This window comes from Alcanivorax sp. DP30 (assembly GCF_009882945.1).
Lineage (GTDB): Bacteria > Pseudomonadota > Gammaproteobacteria > Pseudomonadales > Alcanivoracaceae > Alcanivorax.
Map to the genome: position 1 here is coordinate 461,135 of NZ_WTUY01000005.1, position 22,050 is coordinate 483,184.

19 protein-coding genes are annotated in these 22,050 nt (G+C 57.6%); 18 read left to right on the forward strand and 1 reads right to left on the reverse strand.

Annotation, left to right across the window (positions count from 1 at the left end; translation table 11 throughout):
• Positions 1–69 precede the first annotated feature (69 nt).
• The 13 genes from GQF00_RS13170 to GQF00_RS13230 all read left to right on the forward strand — a co-directional run bounded on the left by GQF00_RS13170 (position 70) and on the right by GQF00_RS13230 (position 14,298).
• Positions 70–567 (forward strand): DnaT-like ssDNA-binding protein, encoded by a 498-nt coding sequence (locus GQF00_RS13170; protein ID WP_161319611.1) that lies wholly within the window; start codon positions 70–72, stop codon positions 565–567.
• Positions 564–938 (forward strand): hypothetical protein, encoded by a 375-nt coding sequence (locus GQF00_RS13175; RefSeq protein WP_161319612.1) that lies wholly within the window; start codon positions 564–566, stop codon positions 936–938. Before GQF00_RS13170 ends, GQF00_RS13175 begins: the two co-directional genes overlap by 4 nt.
• Positions 935–1,339, forward strand: a complete 405-nt coding sequence (locus GQF00_RS13180; RefSeq protein ID WP_161319613.1) for an HK97 gp10 family phage protein — start codon at positions 935–937, stop codon at positions 1,337–1,339. Before GQF00_RS13175 ends, GQF00_RS13180 begins: the two co-directional genes overlap by 4 nt.
• Positions 1,336–1,806 carry a phage tail terminator-like protein gene (locus GQF00_RS13185; protein WP_161319614.1) on the forward strand — a complete coding sequence of 157 codons (471 nt, stop codon included), beginning with the start codon at positions 1,336–1,338 and terminating at the stop codon, positions 1,804–1,806. The genes GQF00_RS13180 and GQF00_RS13185 overlap by 4 nt, the downstream gene beginning before the upstream one ends.
• Positions 1,807–1,863: 57 nt before the next feature.
• Positions 1,864–2,802 (forward strand): phage tail tube protein, encoded by a 939-nt coding sequence (locus tag GQF00_RS13190; RefSeq protein ID WP_161319615.1) that lies wholly within the window; start codon positions 1,864–1,866, stop codon positions 2,800–2,802.
• Positions 2,802–3,197, forward strand: coding sequence for a hypothetical protein (locus GQF00_RS13195; protein ID WP_161319616.1), 396 nt, complete (start codon positions 2,802–2,804; stop codon positions 3,195–3,197). Before GQF00_RS13190 ends, GQF00_RS13195 begins: the two co-directional genes overlap by 1 nt.
• 264 nt (positions 3,198–3,461) lie before the next feature.
• The gene (locus GQF00_RS13200; protein ID WP_161319617.1) at positions 3,462–5,714 is read left to right on the forward strand and encodes a tape measure protein; all 2,253 of its coding nucleotides are present in this window, start codon (positions 3,462–3,464) and stop codon (positions 5,712–5,714) included.
• A gap of 17 nt (positions 5,715–5,731) precedes the next feature.
• Complete coding sequence (locus GQF00_RS13205; protein ID WP_161319618.1) at positions 5,732–6,136, forward strand: J517_1871 family lipoprotein; 405 nt, start codon at positions 5,732–5,734, stop codon at positions 6,134–6,136.
• A gap of 57 nt (positions 6,137–6,193) precedes the next feature.
• Positions 6,194–6,604 (forward strand): hypothetical protein, encoded by a 411-nt coding sequence (locus GQF00_RS13210; protein WP_161319619.1) that lies wholly within the window; start codon positions 6,194–6,196, stop codon positions 6,602–6,604.
• The gene (locus tag GQF00_RS13215; protein ID WP_161319620.1) at positions 6,591–11,774 is read left to right on the forward strand and encodes a hypothetical protein; all 5,184 of its coding nucleotides are present in this window, start codon (positions 6,591–6,593) and stop codon (positions 11,772–11,774) included. Before GQF00_RS13210 ends, GQF00_RS13215 begins: the two co-directional genes overlap by 14 nt.
• Positions 11,775–11,786: 12 nt before the next feature.
• Positions 11,787–12,419, forward strand: a complete 633-nt coding sequence (locus GQF00_RS13220) for a hypothetical protein (protein WP_161319621.1) — start codon at positions 11,787–11,789, stop codon at positions 12,417–12,419.
• A complete protein-coding gene (locus GQF00_RS13225; RefSeq protein ID WP_161319622.1) occupies positions 12,419–13,936 on the forward strand; it encodes a hypothetical protein in 1,518 nt (505 codons plus the stop codon). Before GQF00_RS13220 ends, GQF00_RS13225 begins: the two co-directional genes overlap by 1 nt.
• Before the next feature lie 2 nt (positions 13,937–13,938).
• On the forward strand, positions 13,939–14,298 hold the full coding sequence (locus GQF00_RS13230) for a hypothetical protein (protein ID WP_237440516.1): 360 nt from the start codon (positions 13,939–13,941) through the stop codon (positions 14,296–14,298).
• 579 nt (positions 14,299–14,877) lie between these two features.
• On the opposite strand, the gene ylqF is transcribed toward GQF00_RS13230, so the two are convergent.
• Positions 14,878–15,822, reverse strand: coding sequence for a ribosome biogenesis GTPase YlqF (gene ylqF / locus GQF00_RS13235; protein WP_161319624.1), 945 nt, complete (start codon positions 15,820–15,822; stop codon positions 14,878–14,880).
• A 209-nt stretch (positions 15,823–16,031) separates the two neighbouring features.
• Between ylqF and GQF00_RS13240 the strand changes: the two genes are divergently transcribed.
• From GQF00_RS13240 to GQF00_RS13260, 5 genes are all read left to right on the forward strand, one after another.
• Entirely contained in the window at positions 16,032–17,234 is a 1,203-nt protein-coding gene (locus tag GQF00_RS13240; RefSeq protein WP_161319625.1) for an acyl-CoA dehydrogenase family protein, read from the forward strand.
• A gap of 25 nt (positions 17,235–17,259) precedes the next feature.
• Positions 17,260–18,384: an acyl-CoA dehydrogenase family protein gene (locus GQF00_RS13245; RefSeq protein ID WP_161319626.1), complete on the forward strand. Its 1,125-nt coding sequence runs from the start codon at positions 17,260–17,262 to the stop codon at positions 18,382–18,384.
• A 313-nt stretch (positions 18,385–18,697) separates the two neighbouring features.
• Positions 18,698–19,324: a TetR/AcrR family transcriptional regulator gene (locus tag GQF00_RS13250; RefSeq protein WP_161319627.1), complete on the forward strand. Its 627-nt coding sequence runs from the start codon at positions 18,698–18,700 to the stop codon at positions 19,322–19,324.
• A 137-nt stretch (positions 19,325–19,461) separates the two neighbouring features.
• Positions 19,462–20,379, forward strand: a complete 918-nt coding sequence (locus tag GQF00_RS13255) for an oxygenase MpaB family protein (RefSeq protein ID WP_161319628.1) — start codon at positions 19,462–19,464, stop codon at positions 20,377–20,379.
• Positions 20,366–22,036, forward strand: coding sequence for an AMP-binding protein (locus GQF00_RS13260; protein ID WP_202560497.1), 1,671 nt, complete (start codon positions 20,366–20,368; stop codon positions 22,034–22,036). Before GQF00_RS13255 ends, GQF00_RS13260 begins: the two co-directional genes overlap by 14 nt.
• Positions 22,037–22,050: the final 14 nt, after the last annotated feature.

A 22,050-nucleotide genomic window follows, 5' to 3' on the forward strand; every position in this document is an offset into this window, starting at 1 on the left:
GGGGGCATTTGCCCCCTTTTCATTTCACGAATTTAAGGCATTCTGGTAAGCCGGAATGCAGGAGTACCCATGGCCCTGATCATCGAGGACGGCACAGGCAAGGCGGATGCGGAAAGCTACGCCACCGCAGCTGATTTTGTCGATTACGGCACCCGCTATGGCGTGACCGTGCCTGACACTGAGGCAGAGCAGGAAGCCCTGCTGCGCCAGGCTGCCGTCCAGATGAACGTGATGAAGTGGAAGGGCCACCGGGCCAATGCTGGCCAGGCGCTGGCGTGGCCCCGCTCCAACGTGTGGACAGATGGCCAGCTGCAGTCAAACGACTACATCCCCTCGCGGATTGAGTATGGCCAAATGGCCTTGGCTGCTGAGATATTCAACGACCAGACAAACCCGCCGGACCAGCGACAAGGGCCGGTCACCAAAGAAAAGGTGGACGTTCTGGAGGTGGAATATGGCCAGGTGGAGAACACTGGCAAGCTGATGTGGGCGGCGCCTGAGCGCCCCAGCCGTGCGCAGTTTGCTGATTTCTTGGTAACCCGCGGGCTGCTGGCTGTCCGTGCATGAGTGCCTTTTACGACAGACAGGCGGCCACAGCGCAGCGGCTACTAGCCCAGTTTGGCCAGCCTGTAACGGTTTCCAGGGTAACGGGCGGCACAGAAGACCCGTTGACCGGAGAATTGACCGGGCAGACGCCTGAGAGCTACACCCCGAACGGCGTTCTGCTGAACTACTCAGTCAAAGAGGCGGGTGATTCACGCGCCGCAGGCAACGAGATCCGCACCAGCGACCGCAAGTTGCTGTTGGCCCCGTTTGACGTTGACCCGGTGGTGACTGATTCGGTCACTGTGGATGGCAGCGAGTGGACCATTATCCGCATCAAGACCCTGCGCCCTGCAGGGCAGACCCTTCTGCATGAGATCCAGGTGAGAAAATGAGCTTCGCATCGGACGTTCGGTCATTCTCGAAGAAGGCCGGGCGCTCGATGGAGCAGACGGCCCGTGGCGTTGAGTTGCGCCTGTTTCGCGCCGTCATTATGGACACCCCGGTTCTGGATGGTCGACTGCGTGGTGACTGGCAGACCACTACCGGCTCCCCGGCAACGGCTGAGAACGGACGAGCAGACAAAACCGGAAGCACCACCACCGCCGAGATGCAGGCCATTGTGCAGGCCATTGAGGGCGGAAGCGTGACCATGCTGAGCAACAACATGCCCTACGCCTACCGCGTTGAGTTTGATGGCTGGTCACACACCAAGGCACCGGAAGGCATGGTGCGCCGCAATGTGGCCCGGTTTAAGCGCCTGTTTGAAGAAGAGGCCCGGAAGAACCGCGTATGAGATTCCTTGATATTCGCAATGCGCTGATTCAGTCATGGATCGAGGGCGAATTTGACCTGCCCTGGGCAAAGCCGGGCAAAGACTTTGACCCCGAGACGGGCGATCCGTGGGCGGCTCTTCATGTGCTGCCGTCACAGCCCGGGGTGGCCACGCTGGGTGATACCGGGCAAGACCGACACGATGGCGTGTTCCAGATTGACCTGAACTGGCCGCTTAATACCGGGGACACCCCATTGCTGGTGAAGGCTGACGAAATCGCTGCCCGGTTCAAGGCCGGCGCCCGGTTTGAGGCCCCGATTCTTTCAGAAACCCTGCATCTGGATTTTGTCGAGCAAGAGTATGGCATCTATGTCCCGCTCTGCGTGCTGATTCGTTCCTGTGGCGTAAGCCCCATTCGCCGCGTTGATAACTGGAATCGAGTTTCTGCCACGATTTACTACAGCGCCTGGGTCAACCGGGCGCTATAAACCCCACGGCCCGCCACTGAGCGGGCTTTTTTGTATGTCCCGACTGGAGGCTCCCCTATGGGCTGCCCTGCTAATGGCTCTCGCCACTCTATGGCCCTGGTGGCCGAAACTGTTGCCGGAACTACACCTGCGACCCCAACTTTCACCCCGATCCGCCAAACCGGCACCACGCTGGCTCTGACCAAAGAGACGATCCAGTCTCAGGAGTTGCGAGCTGACCGCCAGATTGCGGACATGCGCCACGGTAACAAGCAAATCGGTGGCGATATTAGCTGTGAGCTGTCCTTTGGTGGCGCATTCGACACCATGCTGGAAGCGGTGCTGTGCGGCACTTGGGAAGAAGATACCCCCAGCGCTGGCACCGATGAACTGAAGGCAGGCATCGTCCGCCGTCCCTTCACCATCGAGCGCCACTTTGCCGATATTGGCCAATACCTGCGCTACAAGGGTTGCGAATTCAACACCTGGAACCTGACCGTTTCCCCGAACGCCATCATCACCAGCAACTTCGGGCTGGTTGGCCGTTCCATGGATGATCCGGCTCAGACTGCTATTTCCGGCGCCACCTATGACGCCGATACCACTGCCAGCCCGTTCGACAGCTTCTCCGGAACCATTGAGGAGGGTGGTGCGGCTATTGCGGTCATCACCGAACTGTCCCTGACGCTGGAAAATGGCCTGAGCCCTCTGTTTGTGGTCGGTTCCGATACGGCTGAGTGTATTAGCATCGCCCGGTCGAACCTGTCTGGCTCGGTCACTGCCTGGTTTGAGTCCGAAGCGCTCTACGAGAAATTCATCAACGAGACGGAATCCAGCCTTGAATTCACCCTGAGCGATGGCACCAACGCCTACGGCTTCAGTCTGCCGCGCATCAAGTACAACAGCGGCCAGCCGGACGTGAGCGGTGAAGGCGAGGTGACCATCTCCATGGACCTGATGGCCCTCTACGATGAGACCGAAGAGAGTCAGATTGTTATCACCAAAGGTGCCGCGTAATGGTAGGAATGGATGCGTTTTTCACCCGTAACAAGGCGAACGAGGGCATCAAGGTGCCCTTGCGCACACCGGAAGGCGAGGAAACGGAACACTATCTGGTGATCCGGTCTCAATGGTCTGACGACTTCCAGAAGGCCAAGGCTGAGGCCTACCGTGCCGATCTGGCTGCCATCGCAGGCAAGGGTGAGGCTAGCGCGGAAGACCGCACAGTGATCCTCACGGCGGCTCTGGTGGCTGACTGGTCGTTTGATGAGGACTGCACCCCGGAGAACGTGCAGAAGTTGTTGCGTGAGGCGCCCCAGCTGCGGGACATGATTGACCGCTACGCCTCCAACGATGCCCGTTTTTTCACGAAACCGTCCAGCGACTCTACGACTGGGCGGAAGGGCAAATAGCCCTCGATCTACCCGACGCCAAGACCGGTATCAGCCAGCGAGAGCGGCTTGAACAGGTCTGGAAGCAAACCGGCAACAAACCCAAAAGCCTGAAGCTGGAACCACCCCCGGAGGGGCTTGAATACCTCTGGGGCTGGTTCTGCCAGCTGGGCGACTGCACTTTCACCGAGATCCACCACTGGGCAGCACTGAAGCAGATCCACCTCCTACCCTGGGAAGTGGACGTGCTGCGTCGTCTGGATCAACTCAGAGCGAAGGCCTGGCATGACAGAAACAGCGCGTCTCGTACTGGCGGTTGATAGCACGGATATTTCCCGTGGCGAGCGAAGCCTGAAACGGCTTGATGCTGCCGCTGGCAAGACCGAGCGCGAGACAAAGCAGCTTACCCGTGCTACTGATCAGCTGGGTGGTGCCTATCGCGGGTTGCGTACTGTGCTGGCCACAGTCGGCGCGGGCCTGCTTGTCCGTGAGTTGGTGCAGGCTTCTGACACCTATACCGAGCTTCGCAGCCAGATCAAGCTGGTCACCGACAGTCAGGAAGAGCTGAACGCGGTATTCGCTGAAAGCTATGAGCTGGCCAATGACACCCGTGGCAGCCTTGAGGGCACGGTTCAGCTCTACACCAAGCTGGCCCGCTCAACGGAAGAGCTTGATCTGGCCAACGAAGAGCTTTTCACCATCACCAAGGCGGTTAACCAGTCCTTTGTCGTGTCCGGCGCCTCTGCCCAAGAGGCCGAAGGCGCTATTCGCCAACTTGCCCAGGGCATGGCCTCCGGCACCCTGCGTGGCGACGAACTGAACTCCGTGATGGAGAACAGCCCCCGTCTTGCCCGTGCCATCGCGGATGGCTTGGGTGTCACCATCGGCGAACTTCGTCAACTGGGTGCCGATGGCAAGATCACCGCCGAAGCCATCACCACGGCCCTGCTGTCCACCGCCGACAGCATTGACCGCGAATTCCAGCAAATGCCCCGCACCGTGGGCCAATCCCTGCAGCAGCTGCGCAACGACCTGCTTGTCACCTTTGGCCAGACCGATACCAGCGAATTTGTCTCTGCCATCGATGACCTGCGCAGCATCGTTACTGACCCCGGCTTCCAGAGCAGTATGGTCACCCTGGGCACCTCTGTGGCCACCCTTACAGGGAATCTGGCCTCTGCCACAAAAGAGACGGTAGGGTTTACCAAATGGCTTGGTGAAGAGCTTGCGGCGCGAATTCATGGCATCGCCAATGATGATCTGGTCCGCCTGAATGAGCAGCTTGTCGAGCAGCAAGAGGTGGTGGAGACCATCCGCAAAGGGAAGGATGATTTCTTTTTCAACCCCTCGCTTCTTGAGCAGGAAGAAAAGCTGCTTGCTCAGTACACCAAGCAGTACGAGGATGCAGTAGCGGCTCAGGAAAGGGCCGCCCAGCAGGCGCTTAAAAACAGACAAATCCTTGCGCAGAAGGCAAAGTCTGAGCGTTTTGCGGATGAAATCCTGTCCGAAATGGGCGGCGGCCCCTCCCTTGGTGGCGACTCTGGCGGTTCCGACGCCATCCAGAAGCGTGTCGATGCCTTGCGTATGGAGGCAGAAACACTCGGCATGACCGCATCAGAGGCGGATCTGTACAGGCTTAAAAATGAGGGCGCGACACAATCGCAACTGAATGCGGCTCAAGCCCTATATGCTCAGATTGATGCCCATGAAGCGCTGACCGAGCAGCAAAAGGCGGCCCGACAAGAATCTGACCAGTTGCAGGCATCCTTGGGAGAAGTGCAGGAGCGATATGCAACCGAGCGCACTTTGCTTGAAGAAGATCTGTTAGCTCGGCGTGAGATTATCCTGGAGTCATTGGATCAGAAGAAGGTTGATCAAGATGAGGCTAACTCCCTTCTCTTGGCCTCCAACCAGGAATACTACGACTCCTTGGCTGCGTTAAGAGATCAGGACGTTGAGAGGGAGAGAGCCGCAAATGCAGCGATAGGGGCAGCAAGGTTTGCTGCGTTGCAGCAGGGCCTCGGGTTCTTGAGTGTGTTTGCTCAGGAGAATAAAGCGGTCGCCCTGGTTGTTCTTGGCGTCCAAAAGGGGCTCTCTGCTGCTGCTGCGTGGGTAAACACCCTGACCGCTGCCACGCGAGCCGTTGCAGAGCTTGGCCCGATTGCTGGCCCGCCAGCGGCTGCAAAGATAATGGCATGGGGCAAGCTGCAGGTCGGACTGATTGCAGCAACAGGCTTGGCAGAGGCAGCAGTAGGCGGCGGCGGGGGAGGCACCAGCATAAGCACAACCAGCGGTGGGGGAACGGGATATGGCGATGCCTATGCTCAGTCAGCCGCACCGTCTGCGCCTGCCCCAATTCAGTCACAGGTAAACCAAGGAAACACTGTTCAATTCGTGTTTGCCGGAGATGTGAGCGGCCTTGACGCCTCGCAAATGGCAGAGGCTGTGATGGCTGAGATTGGGGATAAGGTTAATAATCTGGATTACGTTCTGATTGACCCAGCCAGCAGAAATGGTAGAGCCTTGGCAGGACAGTGAGCCGGAAGTGATTAGATATGAGAAAAATAGCCATGATGCTGCCTTTTTTGGCTGCCTGCGCTCCGGGCTGGGGGCCAATGGATGCACGCCAGTATGTTCATGCTGATGCGGAGCCGGCGCCCGAGTATGCGATAGGGGTCTGGACGGGCGGCCTTGGGCCATACGTTATGACCATGAAGGTCGCTCCAGATGGCCATGTGGACACATGTCACTCATGGAACCACCGGGACGCAGTAGGCAAGGCCAAATTTGCTGGCGGGAATCTGTATTTTTCAGATGGCTCGTTTGCTGTTCTGGGAAAGACGGCTGACGGAATTACGGTTGTCCCGTTGGCCGATGAGGATCACGCATCGGATTTCGTTAGAGACGAATCTTTAAGGCAGGCGGCGCCCTTTTGCGAGGATTACTTTCAAAATAACTAGCGCCCCGCACTGACCCAAGAACCCGCTTCGGCGGGTTTTTTTATGCCTGGAGAAAACATGGCGGTAATCATTTACACGGCAAGGCGCGGCCTCGTTGCCGGCCACACTGCCGGCCAGTCCTATGAGCTGGAAGTTGGGATCGAGAGCGTTTCGCCCAGCTTTGACCGTGAGGAAAACACGCTCACCACGCTATCCGGCAAGGACTACACCACGTTTTACCGCATTGAGGAACGGGACAGCTTCAGCACAGTGGCCATAGACGATACGGCGCTGCTTGCTCAGTTGCGTGAATTCGTCATGTCTGTTGCCGCTGGGGAGCCGTTCACGATGGACCTGATGGGCGAGTCGGGCAGCCCTGTGGCCCCGGTCAGCTACAAGTTGCGCGGCAACCCCAGCAAGCGACTGGTGAACTCTGCCGGCTTCTACTCCTACTCATGGCAAGTGAAGGTGTTTGATGAGAACCCATAACAGCGCCTTTGGCTCTTTCAATGTCGGCCAGACCCGCGAGCCGCGCTTTGTTATCGAATTCGACTTTGGCGGCGGTGATTATCACTACTTCACCAGCCATGAGGTGGATGGGCTCTCTGGCGCCAACGTGACTGATGGCGTGCTGACCCGCGTGGACAGCACCAGCCAGAAGCTGGACCCGGACAAGGCCAACAGCAAGATTGGCTCCATGACCGTCCGCATTGCGGATGATGGCCTGACCGAGCTGCAGCAAGCCAAGCTGAACGACGACAAGGGGCTGCGCGGCAAGCGTGTGCGCTACTACGCTGGTTTCTTGGGCCTCCCGTGGTCATCTTTCGTCCTGGTGCAGACCCAGCTGATCCAGGGCGCCTCCTACAAAGAGCAGGAATACACCTTCAAGTGTGCTGATATTCAGCGCCAGATGCGTGATGACATCTTCGTCTTGAAGGAAACCACGCTCAGTGCCTCACTGGCTGCGGATGATACGGAGATTGAGGTCTATTCCGTCAATGGCCTGCAGCTGGTTAAGCAGCCCGTTAGCCCGTCTGGCCGGACCCTTGCCAGCGGGAAAAGCATCTGCCTGGTGAGGCTTGAAGGTGAGAATGATGCCTTTGAAATCGCCATGGCAGAGGAGATTGACGAGAGCACCAACACCCTCAAGCAGGTGACTCGTGGCGTCCTGGGGACCACGCCGCTTACCATTGAGGTGGACCCAGACGAAAAGCGCGACAATGCCCCCAAGGTAACCGAATACGTCTATCTGGACATGCCGGCCCCTATGCTGGCTTATGCGCTGCTGACCGGCTCTATCTATGGCTATCCCGGCGAATACCTGCCGGACCACTGGCATATGGGTGTAGGCCCTGAGTTCATCCGTACGTCTGAATATCTGAATATCGGGCCAGACCTTTGGGACGTAGACAGCTTCGACGATGGGCTGTCTGCTCAGGTCTCAGGGGTAGAGAAGGAGAGCGGCAAGAAGTTCATCGAAGAGCAGATCTTTCGCATGATGGGCTGTTACCCGCCTATCTATTCGGATGGCCAGATTGGCCTGCGCCGCATGACCCTGATCCCCTCCCAAAGCGGGTATGTGCGGGAGCTGAACGAGGACCATGTGCTGTCCCCGGCCACTCTGACCCATGACATGGGCGGGATGATTAACGACATTCTGGTCTATTGGAACTGGAACCAGCGCAAAGAGGCCTACACCCGCGTAAACCGCCTGCTGGATTCGGGCTCTATCGAGCGCAACGGTCAATCTGAAACCCTTGAGATTGAGTTCCGCGCCCTGAGTGCTGAGCGCCACACCTACACCACCATCAAGAACATCCTCGACAGTCTGCGGGATCGTTACGCCGGCCCTCCGCTTCGCCTGTCACTGGACCTCTCCCCCGAGAACAACGATCTGGAAGTGGGCGATATTGTCCGGGTGAATCTGGGCGGAATTAAGGACTACAGCACCGACCAGGTGGACGTGACCCTGAACCGAAATTTTGAGGTGCAGCAGGTCAAGGTGGACTGGCAGACCGGCAAGGTAACGGTTGACCTGTTCGGGTCCAGCCAGCGGGCCAGCGAATTGCCGGTGGACCAGTTTGGCTCAGCATTACCGCTCAGCTGGTATCAGAGTGAAGGCACCGAGATCAGCGCGGCCAACTTCCCTGGGGCTGTCGTAGAGAGCACCGGCGAGCGCCACATCACGGCGGACATTACCCTGGAAGGTCACGCCTCGATTGCCGACGACACGGCTATTTACTGGTGCCCGGAAGACCTGACCATTGATGGGGGCGTGACAGTCACGCTCACCAAGAATGTGCAGCTTCGTGTGGCCGGCTACTTCCAGAATAATGGCACTGTTGACGGTCGCGGTCAGGGCCAGCCTGGCGGGGCCGGGGTTGACGAACTGAGCATTGACCCTATCTATTCCGCGCGGTACTTCAAGTGGAATACTGACAACAAAGGGCTGCCCGGGTATCTGCGTGCCGAGTCTTTGCCGCAGTCGCCAAGCGTCATGATTCAAGAAGACTCTTTCAGGGACTATCGATGGGTATATGTTTCTGACCAGGCGTTGGATTATGCGCTTTTCGGCAGCAACGCGCTGGAGGACTCCTTTTCTCAGCTGCCCCCGGTAGGAGGGCTGGTTGTAAGTGCTGCCAGGTCAGGGCTTGATGTTGTGGATGGCGAGCTAAAAGGCCTCCCGGGATACCTATGGGGCGGGAGCGGCCATGGCGGCGGCCCTGCGGGCAAGCGCCCATTTTCGCCCTTTGAGCTGTCGTATCTTGGCCCTGGTGGTGACGGCGGCAACTCAGGTGCAGGGCTGGCAATTACCTGCCGCGGCTTCTCTGTGGGGGATAACGGCCTTTTTGACCTGTCAGGCGGTGATGCTCCAGAGCCGCAAACCTTTTATCAGGCCGCAAGCTGGGCGCGGGCCTACCCTGGAACAGGTGCGCCTGGCGGTCCCGGTGCCCTGTATTTCGTTATGGACGGCGAGACCGCTATTCCTGGGGATCTCACCGAAGGGAACTTCCACGCATTCTATGGCGCCGCTGCGGTCCCGGGGCATCAGGGCACCAGAGGAACGAACTCTCTTGGATTTTTAGGGAATTCCATACCGGGAGCGTATAACTACTACGAAAATTCCAGCAATGAAATCCTCTCGCCTTTGCAGAGCCCCCAGCCGCTTCCTCTGAATGTTTGGCAGTCAGCGTATGTGGTTCATCAGCTAACAGGTTCAATCGCTGCCACCCCGGACATTCCTGAAGAGACAGAGAACCCGGTTACGGTGACCATTGCCGAGCTGACCAACACTCCACGCAGCGCCAATGCCAACCTTTCCACGATTGAGGTGGCAATTCAGCCTCCAAGCGTTAGTAGTTACAAATACGCCCTGGTGGAGTACCGGGAGAAGGGTCAGGAGGGCTGGTTTGAGGTGGGCCCGGCCTCTCCTGAAGTCGGCTTTGTTGTCCCGAGTGACGGCAAGACCTACGAAATCCGTGCGCGTGGTGTATCGCTGGCCGGGAATGTTGTGCCTGATGCCCCGATTCAGGAAATCACCACCACCAAGATCCTGAATGCCGACCCGGGCGACGAGGATGTGGATGATGTGGTGGAGGTGCCGAACGTCCATGGCCTGGAGCTGTTCGAGCAGGGTAATGATTCCGTATTTGGTGGCCGTGACGCTAAGTTCGTGTGGCGCAAGACCAGCGTTACCGAATGGCTGGAAATGGGCAGCGAGGGCCAGCTGGGGGCCTCCCGTGGCTCTCTGGACCTTTACTTCAAGGATTACCAGGTAGAGGTCTGGGTAGGCGGGTCTCTGGTTCGGACAGAATGGGTTGTTGACCCTGCCTTCGTCTACACCTACGAGAAGAACGCCGAAGACTATGCGCGAGAGCAGGGCCAGGCGGGCGCGTGGCGTGCGTTTGAGTGCCGCGTGTACTGCCGGGGCCGCCAGAACCAACTCAGTGCACAGGCCGCGAAATTGCCCGTGGAGAACGTGGCGCCAGAATTGCCCGACGCAATCACGGTATCCGCCAGCTTCCGTTCTCTTCAGATCGACTATGACCCGCCGGAGGATCTGGATTACAAGGAAACCCGTGTCTGGCTCAGCCAGAGCGAAGGATTTACCCCTGACCCGGCCAATCAGGTGGCGCAAGCCTACGGCGGGCCAGTGATTATCGCTGGCCTGGCGGACAACACAGAGTACTTCCTGCGCTTCGCGACCTATGATGCCTTCGGGCAGGGGAGTTTAAGCCAGGAATTCAGTGTCACCACTCCCAGCCTTGCGGCTGCCGAGGTGGATGGTCTGAGCCCCTGGGCCACGGTTACCGACGCTGACAAGGCGTTCATTGATGCCAACCTAGAAAATGACGCCATCGACAGCACCAAGATCGTCAAGCTGACGGCCTCCAAGATTGTGACCGGCACTCTGGCCGCCACCGAAAAAATTAGCGTTGATGGTCAAATTGAGAGCGTAGTTGGCGATGCCGTTGCCACAATTGGCCCCAAGGCCACGGACGGCAAAACCGGCATGGTTACCTACCAGTACGATGGCACCACTCTGTTTGCTGTTTATAGCGACGGCAGCGCGGCCTTCTCTGGTGCGGTGACCATCACCAACGGCAGCGGCTATGCCAACCTGAGCGACAAGCCAAGCTCCTTGGCCGACATTAACAGCGGGGAAGGTGGGAAGCTTAGTGGCGTTGAAACTGGCGCCACTGCTGGCGCTGATTGGTCCAGCAATCTGTCCAACATCCCCAGCAGGCTGGGCGATACGCCAAGCACGGGCTTGAACCTCACCGCCACCCACCTGGGTTATTACGATGGCTCTGACTGGCGCGCATTCATCGAAAACGATGGCACCTTCTACTTTGGTGACGGCGATCAGAAATACCTGAAGTTTGACGGCACCGACTTCACTGCTGGCCGTGAAACTACGCTCATAGGCGTGGATTCATATAACGGCAGGAAGCTATATGTTCACGACAACTTCCTCACAGCCTTTGTTCCTGATGATAATTTCAGCGTAACCGGAGCTCCGAGTGCGGCTCTCAATCGAGGCAGGTATTCGCTGTGGCTTGAGACAAGCGAGAATGGGGACGATGTTGAATTTTATCATTATGTTCCCCAGTACATTATTGATCAGGCAGAGGCAAGTTCTAACTTTAGGATGAAGGTGGGCTTCTCCTTCGGCCATGGTGCAAACGGATCATATGGCTTTGGCGACAATGTAAACACAATAATGAATATGAAGCTGTTCTCCTGCAGGGACAGCGGCGCGAACTTTTGCCAGGCCCAATATGAAGTGGAAAGTGACTGGGCATATGCCGGATCAGGGAGCGATAGAGAGTACACCACCACTTATCGTGTCAGGTTTCGCCAAGGCATAACAACCGAAACCAGGGTTATTGCAACAGAAACAGGAACGGTCCCCCCTGCCTCAGTTATTGCGCCGTCTCTTGGTCAGTTCTACGGGGTTGAATGCTTTGTTGATCTTGAAAATGATGAGGTGACCATAAGCACACCCAATGGCGAAGAAACCTTCGCCCTGACCAGTACATACACAATCAACGACTTCAGCCCCGGGGATGCACTGAAGGTTTCTCTTGTAACCACAGGCAACCGGACAATGGAAGCGGAAGCCCACCTCAGCGATTTCTATTTCATGCAGGAATAACCGGAGTAACCAATGGCTCAATACAAAACGGGCACCGCCACGGCGGTGAACGATAGCCCAGTTGTGTCTGGATCTGGGACGCAATGGCTGGCCAATGTGCAGGCCGGTGACAGCTTTGTCATGGCTGGCGTGGGCTTGGTCTATGACGTGGCGAGCGTCGATAGCGACACGCAGATCACGCTGACCGCGCCTTACGGTGGCACTGGAAAGACTGGCGCCTATGCCATCCAGCGCGACTTCACCAGTGACGGCATTCCTGAAATGGCCCAGGGCGACGTAGAGACGGCGGCCATCTTCACGCGGGCGATGCGCAAACTGCAGGGCTTGCTGGCCCAGCTTGGCGGTGTGGCAGGCACCGGCGCAACGATTTATCCGAGCATTGCCGCCGGGGAGGCTGGCACAAGCGACACCGAATACTTCTGGGTAGCCGATGGCGGCACCTTGAAGCTGTACCAGAATCAAACCGGCACGGGCGTAGAGCAGGGCGAATACCCGAACAGCACAGCCCTGCAGACGGCCATTGATGCTTTCACTGGGGCCGAATCCAGAATTATTGCTCTGATCCAGTCCCTGCACCCTGATCTGCTCGGCACCACCTTTTACGCTGACTTTGTAGCCCAGTCCTATGTCCAGGAGGATGTGTAATGGCGCTTAAAACCGTCCCATTCAATGTTGCCTTCGATTTCTCGCGCCCAGCCCCAGCCGACTATGAAGACATCAATGGGGATATACAGACGGCGGGTGTCGATGAGCCACGATTCAACTACAGCAACGGCGTTGCAGAGGGGCTCATCCTTGACGCCAGCCTTTCAGAAACCGCAGCCATCAACGACATCCCCACTTTCAACTCCAGCTCGGGGACATGGGTATTTAAAGGGTTTCTGGATAAATCCCTGCCGATACCAAGCGCTGGGTTTGGTGAATTCATGGAGGGCTCTGGCACGCTGGTTTTTGTTTATAGCGGCGGCGTCGGAAAGTGTTGGGCAGATGGAGAGGTTTTGTACACGGTTGACTCTTTCTCTGCTGCAGAACCAGAATTTCTGTCAAATGGCGGGCTGGCGAAAATCCAATCCCTTAAATACTACCCATATGCCTGGTCAGAAGAAAAGGCAGCGGCAGAATCAAACGGTGAGTTCTCGATTTATTACAGCCCACTATTCCTTTTTGCGGATGGCACAGATGGCTACTGGGGCGACTCAAGCGACCCGGCGACCCGTTTCAAGGACGTGGCGGGCACTGACCCCGCGGCGGCGGCGGGCGATGAATTTGGGTTGCGGCTGGATAAGTCGGGGAACGGCAACAACCAATACCAAGCAACCACCGCGCAAAAAGGCACTTACCAGACAGACGGAACGTACCACTGGGTCGCCCTCGACGACGACGACAACTATTTAATCGACGTACCAGCGGGCGGCTGGGCTGGCACTTATGTGCAGGGCACTATGCAGGGCGTCATTGTTGCGGAGTTCGCTGCGCCGGAGGGGCCGTATCAGATTCCGACTGACCCGAACTATGCGGGGCCGGGCACTGACACCCAACTGGTGCTTGTTGATCGTGTGCTGTCTGACCATGAGTTAGAGGGCCTTGTGGAGTGGGTTGGGCAGCGTGGTGCTGAGACGGATTTTGCGGGGGCGGCTGACGGGGTGGATTGGTTCCTGTTTCGTGATGACCTTACCGCGCTCGACGCTAGCAGATGGGACGTGTCCGCGTTCGGCAGTCTTATTCGTTTTGTAGCGAACTGTTCTAACCTCGCATCGCTGAAAATGGACGGGTGGGTGCCGGCCAATGTGACAAGTTTTATGAGATTTATGACCAATTGCCCGCTGCTGACACGCCTTGATGTCAGTAGCTGGCGCACTGTTAGCGCCAACACGTTTTTTCGTTTTGCGGCGTCGTCGGGTCTGCATGAATTGATAATCTATGGCGGCACGGGGAATCCGTTTAGCGACAGTCCGTGCGTCGATTATAGGGCAGCGTTCCTAGACACCAACCTGAGCCAGCAATCCTACGAGGACCTTGTTACCGCCATCGAATCGGCGGGCACCAGCAATGGAGAGCTGGACATCACCGGCGGTAGCGCAACGACAACCGGCGCGGCGCAAACCGCTGTGGACGCACTGCGGGCGCGTGGCTGGGCAGTAACCACACCGGACGGGTACTAATTATGGCCGCTTACATTCGCAAACAACTGCGCATCCCGGCAGACATTCAAGACGCCGCGAACCGGGTGGCGGCAGTTTTCGACCCGGACAGTGGCGGCGCGGAGACGTTCGGCGTGTGCCGACTTGGCCCTAGTGAAGAAGGCCCGGTGACGCATTATCTGGCCAATACGCTGATTGACCCCGACTACCTGCCGCTGCTGGCTGACCCGGCCATGGCGCTGGCCGCGCTGAACCAGCTAGCCGACCTGCGCGACCGCGACCGGGTGACGCTTGAGGACGTAACGGCATTTTGCAACGGCGTGGAAATTGACCCGCCGGATGACCTGGAACGTGTGGGGGTGGGTGTGGCGCCCGCCGCATAGCGCTGGCACGTCTGCCGCTGGTATGTACCGGCGACGGGCAAGGTCATCGTCTCAGGTGCCAGGGAGGGTGTCTGTAGGCGATGGATTAACCCGGCGTAATCTGTCGGGGTATCCGTTCGTAAGCTGTTGTTTTCGCGTGTGCTGAATCTGCTGTTTTTCCCTCCTCAAATTCCCCCTGTTTTCCTTTCCATTCAGCTGCTTATCCCTGACCGGTCACGACCTTGACATGGTGGTGCTCTAAGGTGGCTCTCGAATCAAAACCCACAGCTAACTCGTTGATTTACTTATCCTGTCCAACTTGCCAAAATACTGTTTATACGTTCAGTATTTGATGCGCTGAAAACGAATAAAAACAATGGGTTAGGCGGGCACTGTCTCATGCATGGGGTGCAAGGGGTCGGAGGTTCGAATCCTCCCGTCCCGACCAAANTCGAGATACAAAAAAGCCCGACGGGAAACCGCCGGGCTTTTTTGTATCTGCTGTTTGCAACAGATCCCACTGCGCTGTTCAGTTCCACGCGCTCTGCGGGCGATTGCCTGCAAGCTCCCACAAGGTGTGTGTCTCTCTCGTACTCACCGCTAGTCCTTTTTATTCGCCTTCGCCTTGTAGGCCGCTTTTCTTGCTTGTTTCTTCGCTTCCTTTTCTTCCGCTTTCTGGCGGCGAATCTCGGCCACCTTTACATGCTCCTTTTCGGCCATGGCCGGGGTTTCCAGGGTGATCTGGCCCAGCTTGCCACTGCGAAACTCGTTGATCAGCAGCGTTGCGGTTCGGTCGAAGTCCACATGGCCACCGCGCCCCAGGCAGCCGCGTTGTTTGCCGATGGTTTCCAGGAAGGGGACGCCTTCCCCGGGAAGTGTATCCAGCTGGAAACGCTCCTTCATCAGCGCCGGGTAGGCGTCCATAAGGTATTCGGCGGCGTAGAGCGCCACATCATCGTCCTGCATGGCGGTGGCCTTGATGGCGCCTGACAGGGCGAGACGGTAACCGCTGGCCGGGTTTTCAATCTTTGCCCAGAGAATGCCGGGGGTGTCGATAAGGATCAGGCCCTCACCCAGTTCAATACGTTGCTGGCGCTGGGTGACGGCGGGTTCATTGCCGGCCTTGGCGACCTGGCGGCCGGCGAGAGTGTTGATCAGGGTGGACTTCCCCACATTGGGAATGCCGGTAATCAGGGCGGTGATGGTGGTGGCGCGATCAATTTTCTTGTGGACCATCTGTTTGCAGGTTTCTGCCAGCTTGCGGATTGGCTCCGGCTGCTGGGTGGTGATCGCCATGGCGCGCACAGTCGGGTCTTGCTGCAGATGATCCAGCCATTGCCGGGTTGTCGCCGGGTCGGCCAGGTCGCTTTTGCTGAGCAGTTTCAGGCAGGGTTTGTCGGCACGGAAATTCTCGATGACGGGATTGGCACTGCTGTAAGGCAGGCGGGCATCTACCACTTCAATGATCAGATCTACCTTGGGGAGGATCTCACGGATTTCGCGGGTGGCCTTGTTCATATGGCCGGGGAACCAGTTGATGCTCATTGACGTGCCTGCAGTGATGAAAGCAAATTTGCCGGGATTATAGCGGGTATGGCGGTGGCCTGCTGATCCTGGCAGGCAAAGGGCCGGGGCGCGTGTTTGAAATGGCGCATGACGGTTTTCGCCAGGGGGCTGATACGTCCCGTCATAAGTGTCTCACTGGTGCTCCTATACACTGTATACCATTGATTCTGATAACAGCGGAGTACGGTATGGATCTGCGTGTGCCGGAGCAGGAAAAGGCATTTCGGGATGAGGTGCGGACCTTTCTGGAAGAAAGTCTGACCCCCGAGATTCGTGAGGCAGGAAAGATGGTCACCTCGGTGTTCGCGCCGGTAAAGGAAGCCATGGCCTGGCAGAGAATCCTCAATGACAAGGGCTGGGCTGCGCCTCACTGGCCGAAGGAATTCGGCGGTACAGGCTGGAGTGTTACCCAGCGTGCCATTTTTGCCGAAGAGCTGGTGCGTGCCGAGACCCCGCCGCTGGTGCCCATGGGCCTGCATATGTGTGGCCCTTGCCTGATCGGTTGCGGTACCGAAGAACAGCAGAAGGAATACCTGCCGAAGATCCTCAACGGTGAGCACTTCTGGTGTCAGGGTTACTCCGAGCCCGGCTCCGGTTCCGACCTGGCATCGCTGAAGACCTTTGCCGAGAAAGACGGCGATGACTACATCATCAACGGCACCAAGATCTGGACCACCTACGCCCACTATGCCAACAAGATGTTCGCGCTGGTGCGTACCAACAAGGACGGCAAGCCCCAGCAGGGCATTACCTTCCTGCTGCTGGACATGGACCTGCCGGGCATCACCATTGAGCCCATCGTTGGCCTCGACGAAGTCACCGAGCAGTGCCAGGTGTTCTTTGACAATGTACGCGTGCCCCAGAAGAACCGTGTGGGTGCAGAAAACGACGGCTGGACCGTGGCCAAGTACCTGCTCACCTTCGAGCGTGGTGGTCAAGAATATGCGCCGGGTCTGAACGTGCAGCTGGAAAAAATTCGGTTGATGGCCGAGAAGCAGCAAACGGTTCATGGTTCCCTGAAGAACGATCCGGTATGGCAGCACAAATTCGCTTCCGTGGAAGCGGACGTACTGGCCCTGGAATTCACCGAGATGCGAATCAAGTCGGCATTGTCCGCTGGCAAGGATCCTGGCGCGCTGTCTTCCATGACCAAGATTCTCGGTACCGAGCTGCTGCAGAAAGTCACCGAACTGCGCATCGAGACTCTCGGTGCCCAGGCCGCCATCTGGCAGCCCCAGGCCCTGGTGCCCGGTGATGAACAGCCAATTATCGGTCCGGAGTATGCACTCACTGCCATGCCCCATTACCTGAACTCACGAGCCTGCTCCATCTACGGCGGCTCCAACGAAGTCCAGCGCGGCATTATCGCCAAAGCCGTCCTGGGTTTGTAAGCGTCCGCCAACAAGGAGAAGTCTGATGAATTTTCAGTTGAGTGAAGAACAGCAAATGCTGGCGGACAGCGCCAAGCGTTTTGTGCGTGATAATCACGATGTGGAGAAACATCGCCAGAACAAGAAGCTGATGCCACTGGACGAAGCGACCTGGAATCAGTTCGCCGAGCTGGGCTGGCTGGCGGTACCGTTTGACGAAGAGCACGGTGGCCTGGGCATGGGCCCGCTGGAAACCATGGTGCTGCTGCAGGAGCTGGGCGAAGGTCTGATCATGGCGCCTTATATTGCTACCGTGGTGTTGGGTGGCGGTTTCCTGCGTCACGCTTCTGACGCGCAGCAGGCGGAAACCATTCCATCGCTGCTGGAAGGGGGGCTGCAGCTGGCGTTTGCTGCCGAAGAATACGAGCGCGTCTTTACCCTGGAAAACACCGCCATGAAGGGCGACGTGCAGGGTGGAGATGTGGTGTTGAATGGCACCAAGTCCTGCGTACTGAACGGTGACCACGCCGATCAGCTTATCGTGCTGGCCCGTACCGCAGGCGAGCCCGGTGACAAGGACGGCCTGAGCCTGTTCCTGGTGGATGCCAACGCCGAGGGCGTTGAGCGTACACCTCACCGTACTGTGGATGGTCGTCAGGGTGCGGAGATTCGTTTCCGCAACGTTAAGGTGTCGGATGCGGCGCGTATCGGTGAGTTGAATAAGGGCTATGACATTGCCCGTAGCGTGCTGCTGGAAGGCCTGCTGGCCCTGTCGGCCGAGTGTGTGGGGAGCCTTGCTGTGCTGCTCAACGATACCGTGGAATACAGCAAGACCCGCAAGCAGTTCGGGCTGCCCATCGGTAAATTCCAGGTGCTGCAATTCCGCATGGCGGATATGTTCATCGCCATGGAGCAGACCCAATCCCTGCTGATGGCAGCGACCATGAAGCTGGTGGAAGGGCATGATGATGCGGCCAGAGCGGTGCATGCCATGAAAGCCCAGCTGGGTCGTACCGGCCGCAAGATTGGCCAGGAAGCCATCCAGATTCACGGTGGCATGGGCATGACAGACGAGCTGAACGTGGGCCACTTTGTGAAACGGCTTAGCGCCGTGGACGGCCTGTTTGGTAACGCCGATGTGCACCTGATGGAGATGGCGAAGTCTGCATAATGCCTGCGTATTCGGAAGAAGCGGCCCACGGGCCGCTTTTTTTGGCCTTCGCGTATTTGCGGGAACGTCATGTCGTGTGGTCGGAGGTTAGACGCCTGACGTCAGACGTCGGACCAATCTGCATTGCCGCTATTTCGCGAAGCACCTTCGCGTGCAAGCACGCTTCCGGAGCAGGAAACAGACAGGGCAGGTTTTCCAGGCGGTTCCCGGGTATTTCCCGATGAACCTTGGGGGGCTGCATGGTTGGGGCCTGTTTGCGGCAGTCTGGCGCATGGGGTATAAGTCTGAAAAACGATGAGACACAGGAATCTGAATGTCACAACAATCCGTTGCCGCTCAAACCCTTCTCCAGAACCTGAAAGTGCCTGAAGGGGACAAGACCTACGAGAAGATCCTGGATGCCGGGTTGTCGCTGTTTGTGGAATTCGGATTGCGTCGCACCACCATGGAAGATGTGGCCACCAGGGCCGGCATTGGTCGCGCAACGGCGTATCGCCGGTTTACCGACAAGGACCAGCTGATCCAGGTGGTCATTCTGCGAGAGTGCCAGCGAGAGCTGACCAAAATTGAAGCGGATCTTCGCAAGATTGAAGGTGGTCTGGAGCGGGTGCTGGAGTCTTTTGTGTTGGCGGTGACCCGCGCCTATCGGCACCCGCTGCTGAGTCGCCTTATGACCTCGGAACCAGAGACGATTCTGCCCATGCTGACACAGCGTCTGTGGCAGATGATGGGGTTCTTTCGTATCTACCTGGCCTCCCTGCTGGACAAGGTCAAGAAAGATGGCGCCATCCGTGACCAGTCCAGCGAGATGCTGGCAGAACTGATGTTGCGCCTTATGCAGTCCATGGTGCTGTCTCCCGATGGCGTCATGAATCCCGCCGATGAAGCCAGTGTCCGCAAGGTGGCAGATCTCTACCTTAGGCCTTTGCTGGCCAGATAAACCTTTCCTGGTACAGGCAGCCCTGCGGAGGGTTTCTGCGTGCAATACAGAATGCAGAAATCTGTATGGGTGGCTTGCGACGCCATCCTGTGAGACGTATTTTGTTATTCGTCTCACATTGGCAGTCAGGAGCCGTCATGACAGAAACCTCCGCGCAAACCCGTAGTCCCGACCTCATGCCCCTGGGACCGGACTCCTACACCTGGCAGGACTTCGGCTCCTGGCGCTTCAATCTGATGCTGCCACAGGCGTTTGTGCTGCAGGTTTCCCACCCGACGATTGACGCCGGCGTTGGTGAGCATTCTGTCTACAAGACCGACCCCTGGGGCCGTGCCAGGCGTTCTACCGAAATGCTGTGGCCCATTGTTTATGCCCGTCCGCAGAAGGCCATCGAGATGGGCGTGAAACTCTATGACCTGCATCGCTCTATCAAGGGGGTGGACAAGAGTGGCAAGAAGTACTTCGCCCTTGAGCCTGAAGCCTACAGCTGGGTACACATCACCGGTTACGACGCCACCATTCGCATGCACGAGTTGATGGGCAAGTCGCCCACAGCAGAACAGCGCACAGCCATGTTTCAGGAGTGGCGTCAGCTGGGCTTGTTGATGGGTATTCGAGACCAGGATCTTCCTGCCAACGAAAGCGACTACTGGGAATATTTCCACGGCATGATCAAAGATAAGCTCGAGATGACAGATGTGGCTAAAGACCTGCTCGCGCACAACCACTATCTTGAGATACCAAAACCCCCGGCTGACTGGCTGCCGGATTTTGCCTGGATAATGACCCGGGCGGTGATGGGGCGCTTTATGCGCTTTATTTTGCGAGCCACGCTACCACATCAGTATCGCGAAAAGTTTGCGATTGCCTGGACACGCAATGACGAACGTTTGTTCAAGGCATGGTGCCATTTTTATCGGATTGCGCATGCCATGACGCCGAAGAATCTGCGACTGATTCCTCTGGCCCGAAAAGCGTTCAAGGACGCTCGCCAACACCCCGAAGCCTATAACTTGAATAACACGCAGGAAGATGCGCACTATGAACTCGGATAACCGTCCCTGGCTCTCAACCTACGACTCATTGGGCAAGGACTGGCATACATTGCCGGAACTCCCCGAGAAAACTCTGTCCGATTATGTGCGTGATTACGCATCACAGTTTCCGGATCGTGAAGCGCTGGTTTTCCTTGGGCAGGGGATTACCTACAAACAACTGGATGCGCTGGCCGATCGCATGGCCGCCCTGTTTGCCAAACAAGGCGCCGTGGAAGGGGATGTTCTTGGCATGCAGTTGCCCAACACCCCGCAATATGTGATTGGTTTTATTGCCGCTGCCCGTCTGGGCATGGTGACCACCAGTATTTCCCCGCTGATGACTCCGCCGGAAATTACTCACCAGGCCAACGATGCCAAAGTAAAAATCCTGCTGACCCTGATGCCGTTCTGGCAGACTTCGGTGCAGCCAGTGTTGGGCAAGGTGCCGACCCTGAGCACCGTGATCGTGTCCGGTCCCATGGACATCATGACCGGGCAGGGCGAAGCGCTGGACGAAACCGTGGCGGGCGTAACGGGCATTTCACTGCATGATCACCTGCCGGAGACCACAGCAGCCGTGAACACCAAAGTGGACATGGACAAGGTGCTGTATCTGCAATACACCGGCGGTACCACCGGGTTGCCAAAGGGTGCCAGGCTCACCTCCCGCAATCTGTTCATGAACAACCTGCAGGCCAACGTGTTCTATGGTTACCGCACGGGTGAAGAGACGGTGGCATCGGCGTTCCCGCTGTTCCACATCGGTGGTGCAGCGGTGGTGTTCAACGCGTTGCGTACGGCTGCTACCTTTCTGCTGATTCCTGATCCCCGTGACATCGAGCATTTTGTCAGTGAAATGAAGGCGCGTACGCCGACCGTGCTGGCGGCAGTACCGGCCCTGTACCAGATGCTGTGTGCCAACGAGACATTCAGGAACCTGGATTTTTCCGGTCTGCGTATGGCCATTTCCGGTGCGGCGCCTTTTGCCCGGGAAGAGGTGCAAAAGCTGGAAAGCGTGGTGGGTGCAGGCAAGTTCTGTGAAGTGTATGGCATGACCGAAACCAGCCCGGTGATCACCCTGAACCCGGCCTCCCATTTCAAGGAAGCCCACGTGGGTATTCCGTTGCCGGGTACCGATGTGCGCATTGTGGATGCCGAGGATGGCGAAACGTTGATGCCGTTGGGCGAAGCCGGTGAAATCATCGCTGCCGGTCCGCAGGTGATGCAGGGGTATCTGGAGATGCCGGAAGCCACGCAGAAATCCCTGCGTGAAATGGACGGCAAACTGTGGATGCACACCGGGGATGTGGGAGTCATGGATGAGGACGGTTTTGTCCGTGTCTGCGATCGCAGCAAGGACATGCTCATCGTCGGTGGCTACAAGGTGTTCTCCGTGGAAGTGGAAGGCAAGGTACAGAGCCTGCCCTGGGTGGCCATGTGTGCGGTGGTTGGCCGACCCGACACCAACCGTCCGGGTAATGATGTGGTGCAGCTGTACATCGAGCGCACCCCTGACTCCCGGGAGAGTGAAAGTGAACTCAAAGAGCAGTTGCTGAGCTTCTGCCGAGAGAACATGTCGCCGTACAAGGTGCCCAGGGAAATCTTCTTCATTGATGCGATCCCGCTCACGTCCGTGGGCAAAATTGACAAGAAGGCACTGCGGCAGCCTGCATAACGCTGGTTCGAATT

What these genes read in the sequence shown, in the direction of transcription:
- GQF00_RS13170 (WP_161319611.1), top strand. Translation starts at nt 70, where the DNA reads ATGGCCCTGATCATCGAGGACGGCACAGGCAAGGCGGATGCGGAAAGC.
- GQF00_RS13175 (WP_161319612.1), top strand. Translation starts at nt 564, where the DNA reads ATGAGTGCCTTTTACGACAGACAGGCGGCCACAGCGCAGCGGCTACTA.
- GQF00_RS13180 (WP_161319613.1), top strand. Translation starts at nt 935, where the DNA reads ATGAGCTTCGCATCGGACGTTCGGTCATTCTCGAAGAAGGCCGGGCGC.
- GQF00_RS13185 (WP_161319614.1), top strand. Translation starts at nt 1,336, where the DNA reads ATGAGATTCCTTGATATTCGCAATGCGCTGATTCAGTCATGGATCGAG.
- GQF00_RS13190 (WP_161319615.1), top strand. Translation starts at nt 1,864, where the DNA reads ATGGGCTGCCCTGCTAATGGCTCTCGCCACTCTATGGCCCTGGTGGCC.
- GQF00_RS13195 (WP_161319616.1), top strand. Translation starts at nt 2,802, where the DNA reads ATGGTAGGAATGGATGCGTTTTTCACCCGTAACAAGGCGAACGAGGGC.
- GQF00_RS13200 (WP_161319617.1), top strand. Translation starts at nt 3,462, where the DNA reads ATGACAGAAACAGCGCGTCTCGTACTGGCGGTTGATAGCACGGATATT.
- GQF00_RS13205 (WP_161319618.1), top strand. Translation starts at nt 5,732, where the DNA reads ATGAGAAAAATAGCCATGATGCTGCCTTTTTTGGCTGCCTGCGCTCCG.
- GQF00_RS13210 (WP_161319619.1), top strand. Translation starts at nt 6,194, where the DNA reads ATGGCGGTAATCATTTACACGGCAAGGCGCGGCCTCGTTGCCGGCCAC.
- GQF00_RS13215 (WP_161319620.1), top strand. Translation starts at nt 6,591, where the DNA reads ATGAGAACCCATAACAGCGCCTTTGGCTCTTTCAATGTCGGCCAGACC.
- GQF00_RS13220 (WP_161319621.1), top strand. Translation starts at nt 11,787, where the DNA reads ATGGCTCAATACAAAACGGGCACCGCCACGGCGGTGAACGATAGCCCA.
- GQF00_RS13225 (WP_161319622.1), top strand. Translation starts at nt 12,419, where the DNA reads ATGGCGCTTAAAACCGTCCCATTCAATGTTGCCTTCGATTTCTCGCGC.
- GQF00_RS13230 (WP_237440516.1), top strand. Translation starts at nt 13,939, where the DNA reads ATGGCCGCTTACATTCGCAAACAACTGCGCATCCCGGCAGACATTCAA.
- ylqF (WP_161319624.1), bottom strand. Translation starts at nt 15,822, where the DNA reads ATGAGCATCAACTGGTTCCCCGGCCATATGAACAAGGCCACCCGCGAA.
- GQF00_RS13240 (WP_161319625.1), top strand. Translation starts at nt 16,032, where the DNA reads ATGGATCTGCGTGTGCCGGAGCAGGAAAAGGCATTTCGGGATGAGGTG.
- GQF00_RS13245 (WP_161319626.1), top strand. Translation starts at nt 17,260, where the DNA reads ATGAATTTTCAGTTGAGTGAAGAACAGCAAATGCTGGCGGACAGCGCC.
- GQF00_RS13250 (WP_161319627.1), top strand. Translation starts at nt 18,698, where the DNA reads ATGTCACAACAATCCGTTGCCGCTCAAACCCTTCTCCAGAACCTGAAA.
- GQF00_RS13255 (WP_161319628.1), top strand. Translation starts at nt 19,462, where the DNA reads ATGACAGAAACCTCCGCGCAAACCCGTAGTCCCGACCTCATGCCCCTG.
- GQF00_RS13260 (WP_202560497.1), top strand. Translation starts at nt 20,366, where the DNA reads ATGAACTCGGATAACCGTCCCTGGCTCTCAACCTACGACTCATTGGGC.